This is a genomic window from Haladaptatus marinus (genome assembly GCF_051194195.1).
Genome location: NZ_JBLZNK010000002.1, coordinates 586188 through 604950, shown reverse-complemented (window position 1 = coordinate 604950; position 18763 = coordinate 586188). Strand labels below are relative to the sequence as shown.

At 59.1% G+C, this 18763-nt stretch carries 16 protein-coding genes and 1 pseudogene; 13 read left to right on the top strand and 4 right to left on the bottom strand.

What is annotated here, in order from left to right; genetic code table 11:
- The first annotated feature begins 7 nt into the window (after window positions 1-7).
- The 3 genes from ACN2TU_RS05355 to ACN2TU_RS05345 are packed head-to-tail and all read left to right on the top strand — an operon-like array spanning window position 8 to window position 4473.
- Window positions 8-2110: an acetate--CoA ligase family protein gene (locus ACN2TU_RS05355; protein WP_435153572.1), complete on the top strand. Its 2103-nt coding sequence runs from the start codon at window positions 8-10 to the stop codon at window positions 2108-2110.
- The gene (locus ACN2TU_RS05350; protein WP_435153571.1) at window positions 2107-3213 is read left to right on the top strand and encodes a phosphotransacetylase family protein; all 1107 of its coding nucleotides are present in this window, start codon (window positions 2107-2109) and stop codon (window positions 3211-3213) included. The genes ACN2TU_RS05355 and ACN2TU_RS05350 overlap by 4 nt, the downstream gene beginning before the upstream one ends.
- A complete protein-coding gene (locus tag ACN2TU_RS05345) occupies window positions 3214-4473 on the top strand; it encodes an FAD-dependent monooxygenase (RefSeq protein ID WP_435153569.1) in 1260 nt (419 codons plus the stop codon). It begins immediately after the preceding gene.
- On the opposite strand, the gene ACN2TU_RS05340 is transcribed toward ACN2TU_RS05345, so the two are convergent.
- Window positions 4463-5485 carry an NAD(P)-dependent alcohol dehydrogenase gene (locus ACN2TU_RS05340; protein ID WP_435153567.1) on the bottom strand — a complete coding sequence of 341 codons (1023 nt, stop codon included), beginning with the start codon at window positions 5483-5485 and terminating at the stop codon, window positions 4463-4465. The two genes, ACN2TU_RS05345 and ACN2TU_RS05340, sit on opposite strands and share 11 nt — an antisense overlap.
- Before the next feature lie 157 nt (window positions 5486-5642).
- Between ACN2TU_RS05340 and thiC the strand changes: the two are divergent.
- The 4 genes and pseudogenes from thiC (at window position 5643) to ACN2TU_RS05320 (ending at window position 9688) form a co-directional block, all read left to right on the top strand.
- Window positions 5643-7030 (top strand): annotated as a pseudogene (gene thiC / locus ACN2TU_RS05335) (phosphomethylpyrimidine synthase ThiC).
- 131 nt (window positions 7031-7161) lie between these two features.
- Window positions 7162-7755, top strand: a complete 594-nt coding sequence (locus ACN2TU_RS05330) for a TetR/AcrR family transcriptional regulator (protein WP_435153565.1) — start codon at window positions 7162-7164, stop codon at window positions 7753-7755.
- Window positions 7752-9221 carry an MATE family efflux transporter gene (locus tag ACN2TU_RS05325; protein WP_435153564.1) on the top strand — a complete coding sequence of 490 codons (1470 nt, stop codon included), beginning with the start codon at window positions 7752-7754 and terminating at the stop codon, window positions 9219-9221. The genes ACN2TU_RS05330 and ACN2TU_RS05325 overlap by 4 nt, the downstream gene beginning before the upstream one ends.
- Before the next feature lie 101 nt (window positions 9222-9322).
- A complete protein-coding gene (locus ACN2TU_RS05320) occupies window positions 9323-9688 on the top strand; it encodes a VOC family protein (protein ID WP_435153562.1) in 366 nt (121 codons plus the stop codon).
- A gap of 38 nt (window positions 9689-9726) precedes the next feature.
- Here the strand turns inward: ACN2TU_RS05320 and ACN2TU_RS05315 are convergent, their stop codons facing one another.
- A complete protein-coding gene (locus tag ACN2TU_RS05315) occupies window positions 9727-10677 on the bottom strand; it encodes a phytoene/squalene synthase family protein (protein ID WP_435153561.1) in 951 nt (316 codons plus the stop codon).
- A gap of 173 nt (window positions 10678-10850) precedes the next feature.
- On the opposite strand from ACN2TU_RS05315, the gene ACN2TU_RS05310 reads away from it, so the two are divergent.
- Both ACN2TU_RS05310 and ACN2TU_RS05305 read left to right on the top strand, forming a co-directional pair.
- Window positions 10851-11552 (top strand): rhodanese-like domain-containing protein, encoded by a 702-nt coding sequence (locus ACN2TU_RS05310; RefSeq protein WP_435153559.1) that lies wholly within the window; start codon window positions 10851-10853, stop codon window positions 11550-11552.
- Between the two features lie 70 nt (window positions 11553-11622).
- Window positions 11623-11832 carry a hypothetical protein gene (locus ACN2TU_RS05305; RefSeq protein ID WP_435153558.1) on the top strand — a complete coding sequence of 70 codons (210 nt, stop codon included), beginning with the start codon at window positions 11623-11625 and terminating at the stop codon, window positions 11830-11832.
- Here ACN2TU_RS05305 and ACN2TU_RS05300 read toward each other — a convergent pair.
- Window positions 11820-12914: a CNNM domain-containing protein gene (locus ACN2TU_RS05300; protein ID WP_435153556.1), complete on the bottom strand. Its 1095-nt coding sequence runs from the start codon at window positions 12912-12914 to the stop codon at window positions 11820-11822. The two genes, ACN2TU_RS05305 and ACN2TU_RS05300, sit on opposite strands and share 13 nt — an antisense overlap.
- 526 nt (window positions 12915-13440) lie before the next feature.
- On the opposite strand from ACN2TU_RS05300, the gene ACN2TU_RS05295 reads away from it, so the two are divergent.
- The 4 genes from ACN2TU_RS05295 to ACN2TU_RS05280 all read left to right on the top strand — a co-directional run bounded on the left by ACN2TU_RS05295 (window position 13441) and on the right by ACN2TU_RS05280 (window position 18272).
- On the top strand, window positions 13441-16482 hold the full coding sequence (locus ACN2TU_RS05295) for an MMPL family transporter (protein ID WP_435153555.1): 3042 nt from the start codon (window positions 13441-13443) through the stop codon (window positions 16480-16482).
- Window position 16483: 1 nt separating this feature from the next.
- Complete coding sequence (locus tag ACN2TU_RS05290; protein WP_435153554.1) at window positions 16484-17062, top strand: TrmB family transcriptional regulator; 579 nt, start codon at window positions 16484-16486, stop codon at window positions 17060-17062.
- A gap of 27 nt (window positions 17063-17089) precedes the next feature.
- A complete protein-coding gene (locus tag ACN2TU_RS05285) occupies window positions 17090-17224 on the top strand; it encodes a hypothetical protein (RefSeq protein WP_435153552.1) in 135 nt (44 codons plus the stop codon).
- Window positions 17225-17285: 61 nt separating this feature from the next.
- Window positions 17286-18272 carry a DUF7544 domain-containing protein gene (locus tag ACN2TU_RS05280; RefSeq protein WP_435153550.1) on the top strand — a complete coding sequence of 329 codons (987 nt, stop codon included), beginning with the start codon at window positions 17286-17288 and terminating at the stop codon, window positions 18270-18272.
- Here the strand turns inward: ACN2TU_RS05280 and ACN2TU_RS05275 are convergent.
- Window positions 18269-18721, bottom strand: a complete 453-nt coding sequence (locus ACN2TU_RS05275) for a DUF7552 domain-containing protein (protein WP_435153548.1) — start codon at window positions 18719-18721, stop codon at window positions 18269-18271. The genes ACN2TU_RS05280 and ACN2TU_RS05275 overlap by 4 nt on opposite strands.
- Window positions 18722-18763: the final 42 nt, after the last annotated feature.

Here is an 18763-nt window from a genome sequence, read left to right as displayed (position 1 = left end):
TCGGACGATGGGTGACCGCGTACTTTCAGACCTTTTCGCGCCGTCGCGTGTCGCAGTCGTGGGAGCGACAGAAAGCGAAGGCTCCATCGGTCGCGCTATCGTGACGAACCTGCGCGACGACTTCGACGGCGAGACGGTGCCGGTAAACCCGAACTACGACGAGGTGTTTGGGCTGGATTGCTACCCTGACCTCGCGTCCGTGCCGGACGTAGACCTCGCGGTGGTCGTCGTCCCGCCACACATCGCGGTCGATGTGGTTCGCGGCGCGGGCGAGGCGGGCATCGAAAACGTCGTCGTCATCACCGCCGGATTCGGCGAGACGGGAAGCGAAGGGGCGGAGCGAGAACGGGAGCTGCAAGCAGTCGCCGAGGAGTACGATATCAACCTCGTCGGCCCGAACAGCCTCGGGGTGATGAGCACGCCGCTCGGCCTGAACGCGACGTTCGGGCCGGAAAACGCACTGCCGGGGTCGATGTCGTTCATGAGCCAGTCGGGTGCGTTCATCACGGCTGTCCTCGACTGGGCCAACGACGAGGGACTCGGCTTCAAAGACGTCGTCTCGCTCGGCAACAAGGCCGTGTTGGACGAAACCGATTTTGTCCGGGCGTGGGGCGACAACCCCGACACGGACGTCATCCTGGCGTATCTCGAAGGCGTCGAAGACGGTGGCGAGTTCATCTCGTCCGCGCGCGAGGCGACCAGCACCACGCCAATCGTGATGGTGAAATCAGGGCGAACCGACGCCGGAGCGCAGGCAGTCTCCTCGCACACCGGGACGCTGGCCGGAAGCGACCGAGCGTATGAAGCAGGACTCGAACAGGCGGGTGTCTTGCGGGTCGAAAACGTCCAAGAACTGTTCGACTTTGCCCAGATTTTGGCGGGGCAACCGCTTCCCGAAAAAGACGACGTGGCTATCGTCACGAACGCGGGTGGCCCGGGCGTGATGACAACCGACGCGGTCGGTGATTCGACGCTGTCGCTGGCGTCGTTTTCGGAGGACACGGTCTCGGCGCTTTCCGACGCCCTGCCCGAGGAGGCGAACATCTACAACCCGATAGACACCATCGGGGACGCCGATATCGACCGCTTCCGCAAGGCGGTCGATATCGCGCTGGCCGACAAGAACGTCGGGTGTGCGGTCGTGCTCTCGGCACCGACCGCGGTACTCGACTATCGGGAGTTGGCCGAGATGATCGTCGAACTGCAAGAAAAACACAGCAAACCGGTCGCCGCGGCGATGATGGGCGGCGAACGAACCGAGGGTGCGAAAGAACTCCTCCGTGAGGGCGGGATTCCGAACTACTTCGACCCCGCCCGCGCGGTGCGAAGCCTCGACGCGCTTGCCACCTTCCGCGACATCAGCGAGCGTGAGTACGAGGAACCGACCCGATTCGAGGTGGACAAGGAACGGGCGGAAGAAATCCTTTCGCGGGCGAAAGACCGCGGCGACAACCGCCTCGGCGTGGAAGCGATGGGACTCCTTTCGGCCTACGGCATCCCGACGCCCGATAGCACCATCGCGAACGCACCGGAGGACGCGGTGGCTGCCGCACAGGATATCGATGGCGACGTCGTGATGAAAATCGTCAGCCCCGACATTCTCCACAAATCCGACATCGGCGGCGTGAAAGTGGGCGTTCCGAACGAAGAGGTGTACGATGCCTACGAAGACCTGGTCACTCGGGCGCGAAACTACCAACCCGACGCGACGATTCTCGGCGTGCAGGTACAGGAGATGGCGGATCTCGACTCGGGCACGGAAACCATCATTGGGATGAACCGCGACCCGCAGTTCGGCCCGCTCCTGCTGTTCGGGTTGGGCGGCATCTTCGTGGAAATCATCGAGGACACGACGTTCCGAGTTGCTCCCGTAAGCGAACGCGAGGCCCGAGAGATGGTGAACGACATCGAAACCGCACCGCTGCTCCGAGGGGCACGAGGCCGCGACCCCGCCGACGTGGGAAGCATCGTGGAGAGCATTCAGCGACTGTCGCAACTCGTTACCGACTTCCCCGCAATTTTGGAACTGGACGTGAACCCCCTCGTCGCAACGCCTGACGGCGTGCAAGCTATCGACATTCGACTGACCGTGGACACCGACGAACTATGAACACGATACTCGTCACTGCAACCGAAGAAAGCACAGGCAAGACTGCCGTCGCCCTCGCTCTGGCGCGACTCGCACAGGAGCGAGGACTGTCGGTGGGCTACATGAAACCCAAGGGGACTCGACTCCAGAGCAACGTCGGCAAGACGCTGGACGAAGACCCGATGCTGGCCCGCGAACTGCTCGGGTTGGACGCGGAGATGCACGAACTCGAACCCATCGTCTACTCGCCGACGTTCATCCAGCAGGCGATTCGGGGGCGGGAGAATCCCGACGAACTCCGAGACCAGGTTCGCGAAAGCTTCGACTCGCTGGCCGAGGGTCACGATTTGATGATCGTCGAGGGCGGGGGCAAACTCACGACGGGTGGAATCGTCGAACTCACCGATCCTGACGTAGCCGAACTGCTGGATGCCGAGGTGCTGCTCATCTCGCACTACCGAAACGGAAGCGACATTGACGACTTACTCGCCGCGGTAAACGACGTCGGTGACCGACTCGACGGTGTATTGTTCAACACCGTCGAGAACGCGAACTTCGACCCGCTCGACACCGACGTGGTTCCGTTCCTCGAAGGGCGAAACGTTCCGGTTCTCGGCGTTATCCCGCGCCAGCAGGAACTGGCGGGCGTTACGGTCGGCGACCTCGCAACGGAACTCAACGCCGACGTGCTGACCGCGGCGGATACGGACGCCTTCGTGGAGCGATTCCTCGTCGGCGCGATGAGCGGCGACAAAGCGCTTCGGCACCTCCGCCGAACGAAGGATGCCGCCCTCGTCACCGGCGGCGACCGACCCGACTTGCAGACCGTCGCGCTGGAAGCACCCGGCGTGAAATGTCTGATACTGACGGGCGGATTCCGTCCCCCAGGTGCAATCATCGGCAAGGCGGAGGAGAAGGGTGTCCCCATCCTGCTCGTCCAAGGCGACACGCTGACCGCCATCGAACGAGCGGAGGACGTGGTTCGCAGCGGCCGAACCCGCGACGAGGAAACGGTCGAACGAATGCGAGAGCTTCTGCATGACCACGCCGACGTGGACGCACTGCTCGGTGATGGGGAGTTCGGGATGACAGACGACACCGAAGCGGACGACGAAGGGGAGTAAATGGCCAACAGCGGGAGCGAGACGACCACGAATAACGCCGACGTGGTCGTCGTCGGTGCCGGACCGGGTGGCTGTGTGGTGAGCTATCTCCTCGCCAAAAGCGGCGTCGAAACCGTGCTGGTGGAACGTCACGCCGACCTCGACCGTGAGTTTCGCGGCTACTTCTTTCAACCACTCGTGCTGCGACTGTTCGACAAGATGGATGTCTTGGATGACGTGCGCTCGCTCGACCACGATGAAGTTCGCCAACCCGCCCTGACGGTGTTCGGCCGTCCGTTCGAAGTCGTTGACTTTTCGCGGCTGCCGAAACCGTACAACTACGGGATTCTGATGGAGCAACCACCGCTGCTTCGACTGCTCATCGACCGAGCGGACGAGTTCGAGAACTTCGAATTTCGTCCTGCGACGACGGTGACCGACCTCCGTTCCGAAGGTGGGAAAATCACGGGCGTACGTGCCACGAACCGCGAGCGAGACGAAGATGTCGAACTCAGCAGTCGTCTCGTCGTCGGTGCTGACGGACGATACTCGACGGTTCGGAAGGCCGCTGGAACCGATCCCGGACTGTTCGACTCCGAGGTCGAACTACTATGGTTCAAGCTTCCGGCGGATGCCGTCCAGTCCGCCGCGCAGGGACGCATCGAGAGCGACGGCATCGTCCTCTACTTTGGACTCGGTAAAGAGGACGCACAGGCAGGGTGGTTCATCGAAAAGGGAACGTATCCCGAGATTCGAAATCGCGGGATCGACGCACTCCGTCGGCAAGTCGGAGCCGTCGAACCGACGCTCGCTCGGTATCTCGAAAGCTTCGACCAGTGTTCGCTCCTGCACATCGAACCCGGACTGTCCGAAAAATGGGTTGACGACGGATTGCTGTTGCTCGGCGACGCCGCGCACGTCGCCTCGCCCGTCGGCGGGCAGGGTAACGGCTTGGCGATTCAGGACGCGGTGGTTGCTCATTCGACAATCGTGAACGCATTGGAAGAAAACGGTGGCTCGATTCCAAGCGAACGACTCCGTCGATTCGAGTCGATTCGCCGACCGGCCGTCGAAGCGGTGGTTCACCTCCAGCGACGGGGTGAACGAGCATTATCGTGGTATGTTCTCAATCACGACTCGATTCCGGGGTGGATCGGCGCACCCCTTGCTCGGGTGCTGTTTTCGGTGGCCCCGAAAACGCCTGGGTTCCGGCGAACGTGGGAGACGTTCGCGCTCGGAGATAGTGAGATATCTGTCGATACCGGCGCGTTCAGGTCGTAATCATTCCCTTCACTGTCTCCCCCTCTTTTGCTCGTTCGAACGCCGAACCGATTTCGTCCAACCCCAACTCGAAGTCCACGATTCCTTCGACATCGACGGCACCGTCGGCCAGCAGTTCGATAGCTGCAGGGTACGTGTTCCGGTAGCGAAACGACCCGAACAAGTCGAGTTCGTTGTCGATGAGTTCACCCGTGTCGAGCGGGATTTCGGCGTCCTGCGCGAGGCCGATGAGCACGACCGTTCCACCGCGCCGCACCGCGTCGATGGTCGAACGAATCGCGGGTTCCGCGCCGGAGGCTTCGATGACGACATCGACACCGTCGCCGTCGGTGAGTTCTGCGATTGCATCTTCGAGGGCCGTTTCTCGAACGTCGATTACCGCGTCGGCACCCCGCGATTCAGCCAACTGGAGTTTTTCCGGCACCACGTCGGAGATGAACACCTCAGTCGCTCCGGCGGCGCGAACCGCTTCCATGGCCAACAGGCCGATTGGCCCGCATCCCGTGATGAGGACGGAATCACCGACGCCGACGTTGCCGCGCCGCACGGCGTGGATCCCGACGCTGAGGGGTTCACAGAGCGCGCCTTCGCGGAGCGAAACCGAATCAGGGAGTCGATAGGCAAAGTCAGCGGGCCACGCGACGTACTCTGCGAACGCGCCGTCGTCCGGCGGGGTTGCCATGAACGTCACGTCCGGGCAGAGATTGTACTCGCCACGCTTGCAGTGGGAACAGCGCCGACAAGGGACGCCGGGTTCGAGGGCGACACGGTCGCCGGGTTCGAAATCAGTATTGTTGCCGACTTCGACTACTTCGCCCGCGCTCTCGTGGCCGAGGACGAGTGGGGACTCGACCACGTAGTCCCCGATTTTACCGTGCTCGTAGTAATGAACGTCCGACCCGCAGATGCCGACTTCACGGATTTTGACGAGCAGTTCGTCCGGGGCGGGTTCAGGGCGCACGCGTTTTTCGACGTGGAGCGATCCCGGTTCGTCGAGGACTGCGACTTGCATACTCGTCGTTCGTGTTCGAACGGCGTCAACGTTAGGTGCTGAGAACGACGGCTTCCCCGATCGCCTTGTGCAAACTTTATCACTGGGTAGTATTACCTAGTAGTCGAAGACGGAAACACAATTTCAGCGCGCCCGTGCCGGTGAGCTCACCCCTGCGATTCGACGGGTCGCCGAACGGGAAAATCGTTCACCAGAAATCGTCCGTAAACAGGTCGCAAACGGGCAGGCGGTCATCCCGACCAACCGGAACCACTCGTCACTTGACCCGATGATAATCGGGCGTGAGTTCGCCACAAAGGTCAACGCGAACATCGGCAACAGCGAGACGACGAGTGGTCTCGAAGGCGAACTCCGAAAACTACACACAGCAGTTCATTACGGAGCGGACACGATAATGGACCTGAGTACCGGTGGTAACCTCGACGAAATTCGGGAGACGAACGTCGAACACTCGCCGGTTCCAATCGGAACCGTCCCCATTTACGAAGCGGTCACGCTCGTCGACGATGTCGCGGACCTCACACACGAACTACTGCTCGACGTCATCGAAAAACAGGCTCGGTAGGGTATCAATTAATTGATAATTCACGCGGGCGTGCTGATGGAACACCTTTCGCTCACGGACGGACGAAAACCGGCATTGTCTCCCGAGGTGGATCGATTCTGGCCAATTGGATGGAGGAAAACGGGATGCAGAACCCATTCTACGCCACGTTCGAGGAAATCTGCGAAATCTTCACCGAGTACGACGTTACGTTCAGTCTCGGCGACGGACTCCGTCCGGGTTGTCTGGCCGACGCCTGTGACGATGCACAGTTTGCAAAATTGGAAACGCTCGGTAAATTGACCCGGATGGCGTGGGAACACGGTGTTCAGGTAATGGTCGAGGGACCGGGCCACGTTCCGATGGACGAAATCGCGATGAACGTCGAACGACAGCAGGAGCAGTGCGACGGCGCTTCGTTCTACGTTCTCGGTCCGCTCGTCACCGACATCGCTCCCGGGTACGACCACATCACGAGCGCCATTGGCGCGACGGAGGCTGCCCGTGCCGGTGCGGCAATGCTCTGTTACGTCACGCCCAAAGAACATCTCGGTTTACCCGACGAGGACGACGCTCGGGACGGACTCGCGGCGTATCGAATCGCCGCACACGCAGGGGACGTAGCGAACGACCTACCCGGTGCCCGTGACTGGGATGATGCACTTTCGGAGGCCCGATACGAGTTCGATTGGCGTCGCCAATTCGAACTCGCACTCGATTCGGAGCGCGCCCGTGAGTTCCACGACCAGACGCTCCCCGGAGACAACTACAAGGAAGCCCGCTTCTGTTCGATGTGTGGCGTGGAGTTTTGCTCGATGCATATCGACCAAGACGCCCGCGAAGCCGACGGCGAGATGCATTCGCTCGCCACTGAGACGGATTTGGACGACTCACCTGCGGCGGAAGTCAATCTTCCACCGACTGGCTCTCACGACACGACGGCGATACCCGAGCTACCGGATTTCGCTGCATCGGTGGACGAAGGCCATGCAGACGACTGAACGGCTGATACACTCACGTCGGATCTGACCCCTGTTTGCCTTTTTCAGCTCCGTCTACCCTGAGTCGGATTGCTCGAATACTTTTCTGAAAGCGAAACCTACTTCCCCGATACTGACTGACTAGTCAGTCAATGAAGCACGGAAACGAACGGTCGGAAACCCGGGAATCCATAATGCGAGCGACCTACTGCGCGCTCTGCAAGCACGGGTATGCCGACTTGACGATGCAGGATATCGCGGAAGAGTTCGAGAAGAGCAAATCGCTCATCCACTATCACTACGAGACGAAAGAAGACCTCTTCGTCGCGTTTCTGGACTATTTGTTCGACCATTTCCGCGACCACGTCGAATCGATCGAGAGCGACGACCCGGCGGAACGGCTTCGCCAACTGCTCGACCTCTTCCAGTCGGGGGCGTCCGATGACGAAAACCGCGATTTCCACGTCGCAATCCTCGAAATCCGAGCACAGGCACCCTATAGCGAAGCGTACCAGGAACAGCTCCACCAGAACGACCGATTTCTCCACGAACTCGTCGCAGATATCGTCCGCGAGGGTATCGAGGCCGACCAGTTCAAATCCGTCGACCCCGAGGTGGCGGCAACAACCCTGCTAGCCACCGTGGATGGCTTGCGGGTTCGTCGGACGACGCTCGGCGTGGATAGTGCTGATTCCGCCGTTCACGATTTGCTCACCCGCTATCTCGGTTGGGAGCGTGAAGAATGAGCACGAAGAACTTCGACGTGAACCTGACCGAGGGAGAACTGCTGAAGCCGCTGCTCGTGCTGTCGCTCCCCATCGTCCTCTCGCAGTTGATGCAGGTCGCTTACAACCTCGCGGACACATTCTGGGTCGGTCGCCTCGGACAGGACGCCGTGAGCGCCTTGTCGTTCTCGTGGCCGCTCGTCTTTCTCATGATCTCTATCGGTGGCGGCTTTACGGTCGCTGGGACGGTGCTCGTGGCCCAGAACAAGGGTGCGGGCAACCACGACCGAGTTGACCACATCGCAGGTCAAACTATCGCGTTCGTGACCGCAATTGCCGTCGCATTCTCGATTCTCGGCTGGTTTCTCACCCCGACGCTCCTCACGCTCATCGGGACGACGCCGGGAACGCAGGTTCACGCTTACTCCGTCGAGTACACGCGAACCATCTTCCTCGGTGTGTTCTTCATGTTCGGCTTCTTCATCTTTCAGGCACTCCTGCGCGGGTGGGGCGACACGAAGACGCCAATGTATTTGATGGCGTTCGGCGTGGTCATCAACGTCGCCCTCGACCCGTTTTTCATCCTCGGCTTTCAGGACAACCCGCTGTTCGGCTATCTCGGAATGCGCGGACTGGAGGCGGCGCTGTTCGACACGACCGGCTTCAACGGATTCGGCGTGCAGGGTGCGGCATTCGCCACCGTTCTTTCACGTGGTGTTGGTGCGATGGTCGGGTTCGCCCTCCTTTTCTCGGGACGGGTCGGCATCCACCTCTCGCTGGATGACCTGCGCCTTCGCGCCGAGTCGGTTCGGAAGATAATCGAAATCGGTGCCCCGACGAGCGTCGAACAGAGCACTCGCGCGCTCGGCATCACGGCCTTAACCGCGCTCGTCGCACTGGCTGGTACCGACGCAGTTGCGGCGTTCGGTATCGGCAATCGACTCACGTCGCTTGTCTTCTTGCCCGCGCTGGGACTCGCACAGGGAACCGAAACCGTGGTCGGCCAGAACCTCGGTGCCGAAAAGACTGCGCGCGCGAAACGTGCCGTCCATCTCGCGACGGGAATCATCGTCGCGGTTCTCGCCGTCGTCGGTATCGTCGCGTACGTCTTCGCGGAGCCGATTACGAACGTCTTCATCTCCGGCGAAGGTGCCGAGGCGGTCGTCGAAATCGGCGGCGACTACCTCCGAATCGTCGGACCCACGTTCTTCGGTATCGGCATATTCCGCATCATTTCCGGCGGGTTTCGCGGAAGCGGAAGCACGCGCGTGGCGATGGTTCTCTCAATCCTTTCGCTCTGGGTGTTCCGACTGCCGCCCGCCTACGCCCTCGTCGAATGGTACGACATGGGTTCGACGGGAATCTGGTACGGAATTGCACTCTCGAACGTGTTGACAGCAGTCGTCGCCGTCGCGTGGTTCCTTCGCGGAACGTGGACGGAGTCGGTTGTCGAACCGTCGAAAAAGCCGACCGTCGCGGACGACTGACACGGTACTATTCATCGGTTCGTTTTACCGCGACGGACTCAATCCCTGGCTAAAAATGCCGACACAGTCACCTTTTCAGCACAGTGACACTAGTTCGGGGTATGATTGGCTGGAAAGGAGTAGACCACATTCAGCTCTGTATTTCGCCGGAGTCCGAAAATGAAGCACGTGAGTTCTATGGAACGATACTCGGTCTACATGATATTCCGAAACCCGACTCGCTTCGCTCGAACGGCGGACTGTGGTTCCGAGCGAATGGGATGGAAGTACATCTCGGTGTCGAGGATATTGAATCACCACAATCGAAACAACATCCTGCATTCGAAGTCGGGAACGTGGACGAAACGAGAGCGCATCTCGATGCGAGCGGTGTCGAAACTCACGACGAAACGCCGATTCCGGGGAGAGAACGATTTTCGTTTCGAGACCCGTTTGGAAACCGAATCGAAATTCTAGAAGCCGTTTGAGTCATCTATCGAAAAATCGGGTAATTGGTTCCAAATGACTATCGCGTCGGGAGCGTGTCCCGCCGCTCGAAATCGCTGTGTCTGTGCTCCGAGGTCGAAACTGAACTCACGGCACGGAAGACGGTTTCCGGGTCGTGCGTCTTTCGCCAGTGCCAGCGCGTCCGGGCGATAAGCGAGAGTTTTCGGAGGGTACCGAGGGATGGTTCTTTCGAGAGCACGTCGTAGCCCTGCGCTCGAATTACGCGGTGATAATCGGCGTAGAGCACCGCCGAAACAAGCACTGCGAACTGACAATCCTCGGGAAGGAACTGGATACCCGCGACACCATCGCGGTACAACGACTCCGCTCGATGGAGTTCGTCGCGCATCACGTCGGCGAACGCCGCTGAAAAGTCGAGAGTCTGGATTTCCGCGTCGGTGACGCCGTATCGCGAGAGCGTCGTCCGGGGCAGATAGATTCGGTCGCGGTCTTCGATATCCTCGCGCACGTCGCGGAGGAAGTTGGTCAACTGGAACGCCTCGCCGAGCGCCGTCGCGTGGGGCAGGGCGCGCTCGACGTCTTCGGGGTTCATAATCGTCGTCATCATCCGACCGACGGCGGCAGCCGACCCACGCATGTAGGCTTCCAGCTCCTCGTAATCGGCGTACCGCGATTTAGTGATGTCGGACTCCATGGCGTCGATGAAGAGCGTAACTTCCTCGTCCGAGATACCGTGGGTTTCGCGAAGTTCGTGAAACGCTTCGAGGACGGGGTCGTCGGGTTCGACCGTTCCAAGCGCCTGTGCTCGGAACGATTCGAGCCGTGCCTCCTGCGCTTGCGGTGAGACACCGTCGGCATCATCGACTACTTCATCGCAAATTCGAAAGAAACCGTACAGTACGTACGTTGGGTGGCGTACTCGCTCCGGCAAGAGCCTCGTGGCAAGGTGGAACGTTTTCCCTGTCTGCTGTTGTATCGACTTCCCCGTCCGTACGTGTTTGTCCTTCATTGCATGTCTGTCCCGAGAATAGTAGATGGTACGTCGGTACTCTGAAAAAAGACGATGCCAAACTAGTTCGGCCCTGCCGGTTCCAATGCATCGTCCTAGTTTTCTACCCGAAATTTCGAGTGAAATTACCATGATAAAATTGATACCGCGGTGGTTACTACGGGTTTACAACGATGAACCGACGAACGTTTCTCGCGGCGGGCGCAGTTTCCGTCACCGGATTGAGCGGCTGTCTCGGTCTCGGTGGGGGGTCGGGAAAAACGGAAGAGGGGTACAAAACTGTCGAACAGTACGGAGAGCAGGTACCACTCGCACCGCTTTCCGACACCTATGAATGGTACAAACAGGATGAAGCTCGATTCGTCGACGCTCGCGGAAAGCAACAGTACGACACCTCACATATCAAAGATGCTGTGTTGAGCCCCGCGCCGGACGGATTGGCACAAAACGACCCCGTCGCATCGTGGTCGAAAGACCAGAAAATCGTTTGTTACTGCGGCTGTCCCCACCATCTCTCTTCGATGCGTGCCGGGAAACTGATCAAAAACGGCTACAATAACGTCTACGTCATCGATGAAGGGTACTGGGAATGGCACGAGAAAGGATACCCGATTCGCGGCCAGAACACCGCCGCAACCCCTAACGCGTACGTCATCGACGGACTCGCCGACCCAGCCTACGTCGGAGAGACGGCTTGGGCACGCCACCTCGCATCCGGACAGAAGGAAGCGACGGACATCCTTCAGGACGGGTCGTACTCGCTCCGTCTCAAGTTCCACGACGTGACGCCTGATACCCTCATCACCGTCGAAACACCTGCCTATGAAGTCGAAGGAACAATCGGTGAACTGTCTTCCCACGTCGTCACCGGATAACCACGATTTTCCCCACCGACCGAGCCGTTTCTGAAGGTTTATATTGGCTCCAGCGTGTGAACCATACTCAATGATACGGTGCAGTCAGCGTGGGTGCAGTTGGGTTGCCGTCGCCCCGTCCGAGCGGGTGGCATGGAAACAATACGAATCACACGTCCTGTGTGAACACGTCGAGACGGTCGAAATTGACATTCCGGAAGGGTACGTGCAGGTGCGAACGGACGATGGCGAGTGGGAGACGATGACCGCTGAGGAAGCGCGGCAGTTCTACGACGATTGAACCGCGGACTCCCTGTCGGTCGGGTCTTCTAACTCGCCCAGGACGGCCTCGAACGCGTCCGTCGCGGTCACCACCCCGACGACTTCGTCCCCGTCCAGTACCAGCGCGAGTTCCTGATTTTCGGCCTGAAACAGGTCGATAGCGTCGCTGACGCTGGTATCTCCCGCAATCGACATCGGTTCGTGCGCGATGTCGGCAAGCGATACCTCGCCCGACTTGAGTTCGTCGTATTGGCTGACGACGCTGGGTGCGTAGACGATTCCACGATACTCGTCGAACGATTCGCCGATAACCGGGAACCGAACGAGTGGATTCGTTTCCATTCGTTCGAAATTCTCCTCGATATCGACTTCGGTCGAGAGTGCGACGATGTCCTCCCGGGAAACCATGATGTCCCGAACCGGCAGCATCTCGATTTCCATGGCGGCCATGATCTCCTCTTCGCGTTCCTGCGAGAGGTGATCTACCTGACTGAGCACGTCGCCCATCTCGCGGTGGAGGTCGGCACGGCTTACGATTTCGCCTCCATCGTCACCCTCCTCGGCTTCCGTCCACGACCGCGTGATTTCGACGCCGAACAGGCCGAGTAATATTTTGGCGGTTCTGTCAGCAACGACGATAACCGGATACAGAACCTTCGCCCACCAGTAGAGCAGTCCCGATCCGTATCGGGCGACGAATTTCGTCCGTTCGATGCCGAGATACGTCGGAATCTGTTCGCCGACGATGACATGGAGGAGGTTGATAAGTGCGAGCGCAAGAATTGCCGAGAATGCGTGTGTCGAACCCTGCCCGAGTCCGACGGAGTTCAGAATCGGCGTGAACACCTTTGCGACTGCGGGTTCTGCGACGACACCTAGACCGACACTGGCGATTGTAATCCCGAGCTGACAGCCGGAGAGATAGATTTCGAGTCGGTCGGTCATGTTCCACGCACGCTTCAGCCCGGACGGCCCATCGAACTCGCTTTTGTCGAACTGCCGAACGCGTGTCATGGCGAACTCGATGACGACGAAGTACGCGTTCATCAGCAGGAGAAACAGCCCGCCGAAGAGACGGAGTATAGTCACGACTTCTACCATCAGGTTCCACTCCATCGGCGAGTATCCTAACTCTGCTGGGCAATGATGTCAGAAAAATTTCTAATACCGAGACTATAATTACGGAGGATAATCAAGCAGTTTGCATCTGCAATTCTTTATTAATTCTTTATTTACATAATGGAAATATTATTTTATATAAATACATATCAGTGTTGTATCGCAACAATCACGGCGGTCATTTCTGAAGGTTAGCGGTGCAGTACTGGGTGGCATTGCGGTTAGCACGACGGCGACGGAGAATAACTCGAACTACCGAACCGACCTGGTAACGGCTTTTTATGGCTGTGGCTTGCTGCCGACGACGGTTTTCGAGCGACAGCGCTCGACGTTCGAACAACTGCCGTTTCAGATTCTCTCGTGATTCTGTGCTGTCGTGGCGTATGCGCGACCGCTTGCCACTTCCTATCACACTCCAGAACAAAAACCGCTATCTTTTTGATATCGCTGTTAGTAGAATTCTAACAACAACTATGGATACAAACAGTCGTAGCCAAGGTGAGGGTTCGTGAGCCTTCTTGACCGGCTTTTCGAGAACGTAACGGCCCACAGCCGCGTGATTATCGCGGTGTTGCTCGTTCTGACGGTGCTCGTCGGTTCGGGTGCGCCGATGATAGAACAGTCGTCGTCGCTCGACCAGTTCCAGAGCGACAGCGAAGCGGCGAAGAAACTGAACTACATCGACTCGAATTTCACGACCGGACAGGAGAACACCACTGCAGTACAGGTTATCGTCCGTGGAGATGATGTGCTTTCGAAGGAAGCGATGGTGAATTCGCTCCAGTTCCAGCAACGACTTCGTGAAAACGAGACGGTCAGCAAGACGCTGGCCGACGAAAATCCCACGAGCGGCGTTGCCAACGTCATCGCCATCAGCGCGATTCAACGGGAGAAAATCGGCGAAGTCCGTGCTGAAGGACAGCAACTCCAACAGCGAGGGCAACAGCTGAATCAGACCGCGGCACGGTTGAGTGACGCGCTGAACCAGACGCGGGGACTGCAAGCGCAGTACGACCAGTTGAACGCATCCCGACAGGCGGGTGAAATCGACAACGAAACGTACCGCCAACGAGCGGGCGAGATAGAAACCCAACTGCAATCGGTTCGGGCCAACGCGACGAGCGACCTCACCGCGAACCAGTCGGCCACGTTCAACAAAGCAGCACAGCAGGCCCGCGGCCTGCAAGCCCAACTCGACCAGTTGAACAACTCGTACGAGCAGGGACAGATCAATCAATCGACCTACCAGCGGCGCGCTGGCGAGATTCAGTCCCAGTTCCAGCAGGTGTACAAACTCGGTACGCAGGGCGTCCTGGCGGAGGAGTACAAGCAACTCCAAACGCGAAGTGAAAACCTGCAAGCAAAACAACAGGGGCTGCAAAACGCCTCACTGCCATCGCTTTCCGAACAAATCGACCAGTTGGAGTCGATGAATCAGTCGCAGGTCGATAGCCTGACGAAGACAGTGCTGTCCGAGAACTCCAGCTCGGGCGGCATGTCGGGGCGTGCACTGGCGTTCATGCCGACATCGTACGAACCAGGCACGACCGACGCCAACGCGACGATGCTCGTGGTCTTCCAGAAACAGGACGGCCAGTCGATGCAACAGGGGCAGGCCTCGGACACGCTCGTCAACTCGCAGGCGGCTATCCAGTCGGTCGCTGACGAGGAGTTCGACCGCGAGGCCGTCGTCTTCGGAAGCGGCATTATCAGCGAGGAAATCAACCAGTCGATGGCGGACAGTCTGGCCATCGTCGGTCCCCTCGCCCTGCTGTTCGTCGTCCTAACACTGCTCGTGGCCTACCGTGACCTGCTCGACATCGTGCTCGGCGTCCTCGGTATCGTCCTCGTGCTGGTATGGACGTTCGGCTTCATGGGTTGGCTCGAAATCACGTTCAACCAGATGTTCATCGCGGTTCCCGTCCTGCTCATCGGGTTGTCCATCGACTACGCGATTCACGTCTTCATGCGACACCGCGAAGAACGGAACGAGAACACCGGCGAAGGCGTTCGCGGTTCGATGCGTGTCGCACTCGTCAGCGTCGGCGCGGCCCTGACTTGGGTGACCGCAACGACGGTCATCGGCTTCCTTTCGAATTTGGTCAGTCCGTTGCCGCCCATTCAGGACTTCGGTATCGTGAGTTCCATCGGTATCGTCGCGGCGCTGCTAATATTCGGCGCGCTGATTCCAGCGCTGAAAGTCGAAGTCGACGAAATGCTCGAATCCCGCGGCTACGACCGCAACAAGCGAGCGTTCGGTACCGGGGGCGGCGCACTCGGTCGCGTCCTCTCCGCCGGAGCGGTCGCGGCCAGGAAAGCCCCGCTCGTCGTCATCGTGTTGACGGTGCTCGTGAGCGCCGGCGGTGCCTACGGTGCGACGAAGGTCGACACCAGCTTCGCACAGGAGGACTTCCTCGCGGAAGACCCGCCAGGATGGACGAAGGAACTGCCGGAACCGTTCAAACCGTCCGAGTACTCGGCAAAGAAGAACCTCGACTACGTGAACGACAACTTCGTCCGCGAGGACTCGCAGGCACAAATCCTGATTCAGGGTGACATAACGCAAGCGAACACGCTTGAACAGATTCAACAGGCACGCAACGAGGCCGCGAAGAAAGACACGACGCTTGTCCTTTCCAACGGCGAACCCCAGGTGACGAGTCCGCTCTCGGTGATGCAACAGACTGCGGCGCAGAATCAATCGTTCAATCAAACGTTTACTGCCGCCGACACTGACGGGAACGGCGTCCCTGACCGGAACCTGAAACAGGTGTACGACAAACTGTACAGCGTTGCCCCAGAACAAGCGGCCAGCGTCATCCACAAGGAGGGTGACGACTATCAGGCGGTTCGAATGTCCATTTCGGTCAAGGGTGGCGCGGCGAGCGTCGAAGTGACCGAGGAGATGCGCGACGTGGCGGCTGGCTTCGAAGGCGACCTCGAAGCGACCGCGACTGGACAAACAATCGTCTTCGAAATCGTCCAGAAACAACTGCTCGACACGGTTATCCAGAGCCTCATCATCACGATGGTCGCCGTCTTCGCCTTCCTGATGTTCATCTACCGCATCACGGAAGGGAGTGCGACCCTCGGTGCTGTGACCCTGCTCCCCGTCGTGTTCAGCGTGGCGTGGATTCTGGGAACGATGTATCTGATCGATATGCCGTTCAACATCCTGACGGGGATGATTACGAGTCTCACCGTCGGGTTGGGTGTCGCCTACAGCATCCACCTGTCCGAGCGGTACAACGTCGAACTGGAACGACGAGGTTCCGTCTGGGAAGCGATGAACGTCGCACTCGCCGGAACCGGTGGGGCATTGCTGGGCAGTGCGGCGACCACGGTCGGCGGCTTCGGCGTCCTCGCCTTCGCCATCCTGCCCGCGCTCCAACAATTCGGTATCATCACCGGCTTGACCATCATCTACGCGTTCCTCGCGAGCGTGTTGGTGCTCCCAAGCCTACTCGTCGTTTGGACGCGCTACTTCGGGCCGGGCGCTCGCGGTACCATCGAAACGAAATCGACGACCGCCGCGCCGAGCGAGGATTAAAATGGACGAGGATGACGCCATCTCCGCGCTTACCGACCTCGGCCTGTCGAACTACGAGGCCAAGGTGTTCGTCGCCCTGCAAAAGCTGGGTACCGGGACTGCCCGAGATATCCACAGCGTGACGGACGTTCCGCGGTCGCAGGTGTATGGTGCGGCGGAAACTCTGCAAGAGCGTGGCCTAGTGGAACTCCAACAGTCGAAGCCGATTCAGTACCGTCCCGTGAGTTTGGACGTGGCCAAATCGCATCTCCGTAACCGATTCGAGCGAACTCAAGAGCGGGCGTTCGACTACCTCGAATCCGCCCAGAACGAGTTCGTCGATGGTGACGAAGAGCGCGAAGACGTGTGGTCCGTCGATGGACGTGACGCCGTCTCCGGCCGTCTCGAACAGCTAATCGGGGAGGCTGAATCGAGAATCGTCTTCGCAGTTCACGATGCCTCGTTGTTCACCCGCGGTATCGCGGATGCCCTGCGAGAGCGTTCCGACGCGGGCGTCAACGTCCTCGTCGTCACGGACGACGTTGCCGTTCACGACCGGGTTGACGACATCCCGATCATCGACATGCCCGGAGGGCCGTAAGAACACCGCGCAGGGCGTGTCGTCGTGGTGGACGACGGCGACACGGTACTTATCAGCGTCCTCGGTGATGGCGAAAGCGCGATTTGGAGTTCACAAACCGGGTTCGCGGAAATCTTGAGTCAGTTTATCGACGCACCGATCGAAGACGTGGTGCAGGACTGACGCGTTTCCTGCGAACGTATTTTCACGATAGTTTAAATATCAAGCCGCCAAATCTTTCGATATGCCGTGGTATGCCGTCGAAGCCCTAGACGACGCAATCGACACCACGAAAGCCTTCCTGCTCCCCGTCGAGATTCGAACGTGGCTGAAACTTGCCATCATCGTTCTTTTTTTGGGAGGGACGAGCGCGTCGCCACCGACGGCCGGCGGAAACTTCCAGTTCGGTGGTGGGCCCCCGGAAATTCCGATTTCGATAGAGATCATCACCACGTTGGTTATCGCCATTGTGGCGGTTGCGATACTCCTCTGGATGGTTTTTACCTTCATCGGGTCGCTGATGGAGTTCGCGTTCGTCGAATCGCTTCGCTCGCGTAAGGTTCACGTCCGCCAGTATCTACGCCGCTATTTCGGGCCGGGAGTACGTCTGTTCGGGTTTCGACTCGTCGTTTTCACGCTCGTCCTCCTACCGATAGTTGGATTCTTACTCGTTTTCGTCCCCGCGCTGCTCGATGGGTCGGCGGATGTGGCGTTCGGAAGCCTGTTCCTCTTCTTGCCCGTGGTGGTCATACTCGCACTCGTTGCCGGGTTGATCGACGGTCTGACGACGAATTTCGTCGTTCCCGTGATGATCCTCCGGGGCGGGGGCGTCTTCGCTGGCTGGCGTCGTTTCTGGCCGACGCTTCGAAACCAGTGGAAACAGTACGGCGTATACGTCCTGCTTCGATTTGCATTGAGCATTGCGGCAGGCATCGTCGTCTCTATCGTCGGCGGAATCGCGGGAATCGTCCTCGGTATCCCGTTTGCAATCGTCGGTATCGGTCTCTATGTCCTGGCCGGTGCCCCTGTGCCCACCGTACTCGCGTCGAGCGTCCCGATACTGGTTGCGTTCGGTTTGCTCGCCGTCGCCTACATGCTGGTACTGCTGTTTACCCTTGCCATCGTTCGCGTCCCGATACAGACGTACCTCCGATACTTCGCTCTGCTCGTGCTCGGCGATACGAACGGGGAACTCGATCTCATTCCGGAACTGCGAGAAGAAGTCCGCTAGAGTTTCGAATCGAGTTGTCTCCCGACCGCATCGTCGCCAACCGGACCACAATCGCGCGCGAGATGGACGAGAGGTGCATTCTCCATCGTGAGCCATTCGCCTTCACCATCGTTTGCGATGGTGACGGAACGCTGAGTCTGGGGAAGGCCGTTGGCGCGGGTGCCTTCTGTTCGTTCGCGGACGCCAGCCATCTGTAGCGGCGGGTCAGATTCTTCGGTGACGACGAATCGGTAACGAGGAATGTCAGGGTCGTGTTGGCGAAGCGCGTCGCGATAGCCACGCGCGAGTTCGGCGGCCCGAGACGCATCGTCGTGGTCTTCGAACTGTTTTCCGGTGATCGGCATCGGACATTCACCAGTGTCCGCACACACGACTGAAAACTGACCACGACCGCTTTCGGCCGCCATCGCCTCGATTTCCTTGCGTGTCTGCCGGAGGATGTCGTCCATGTTTAGGCTAACCTAATTTAGGTTTAGGCTGTCCTAAAAAGG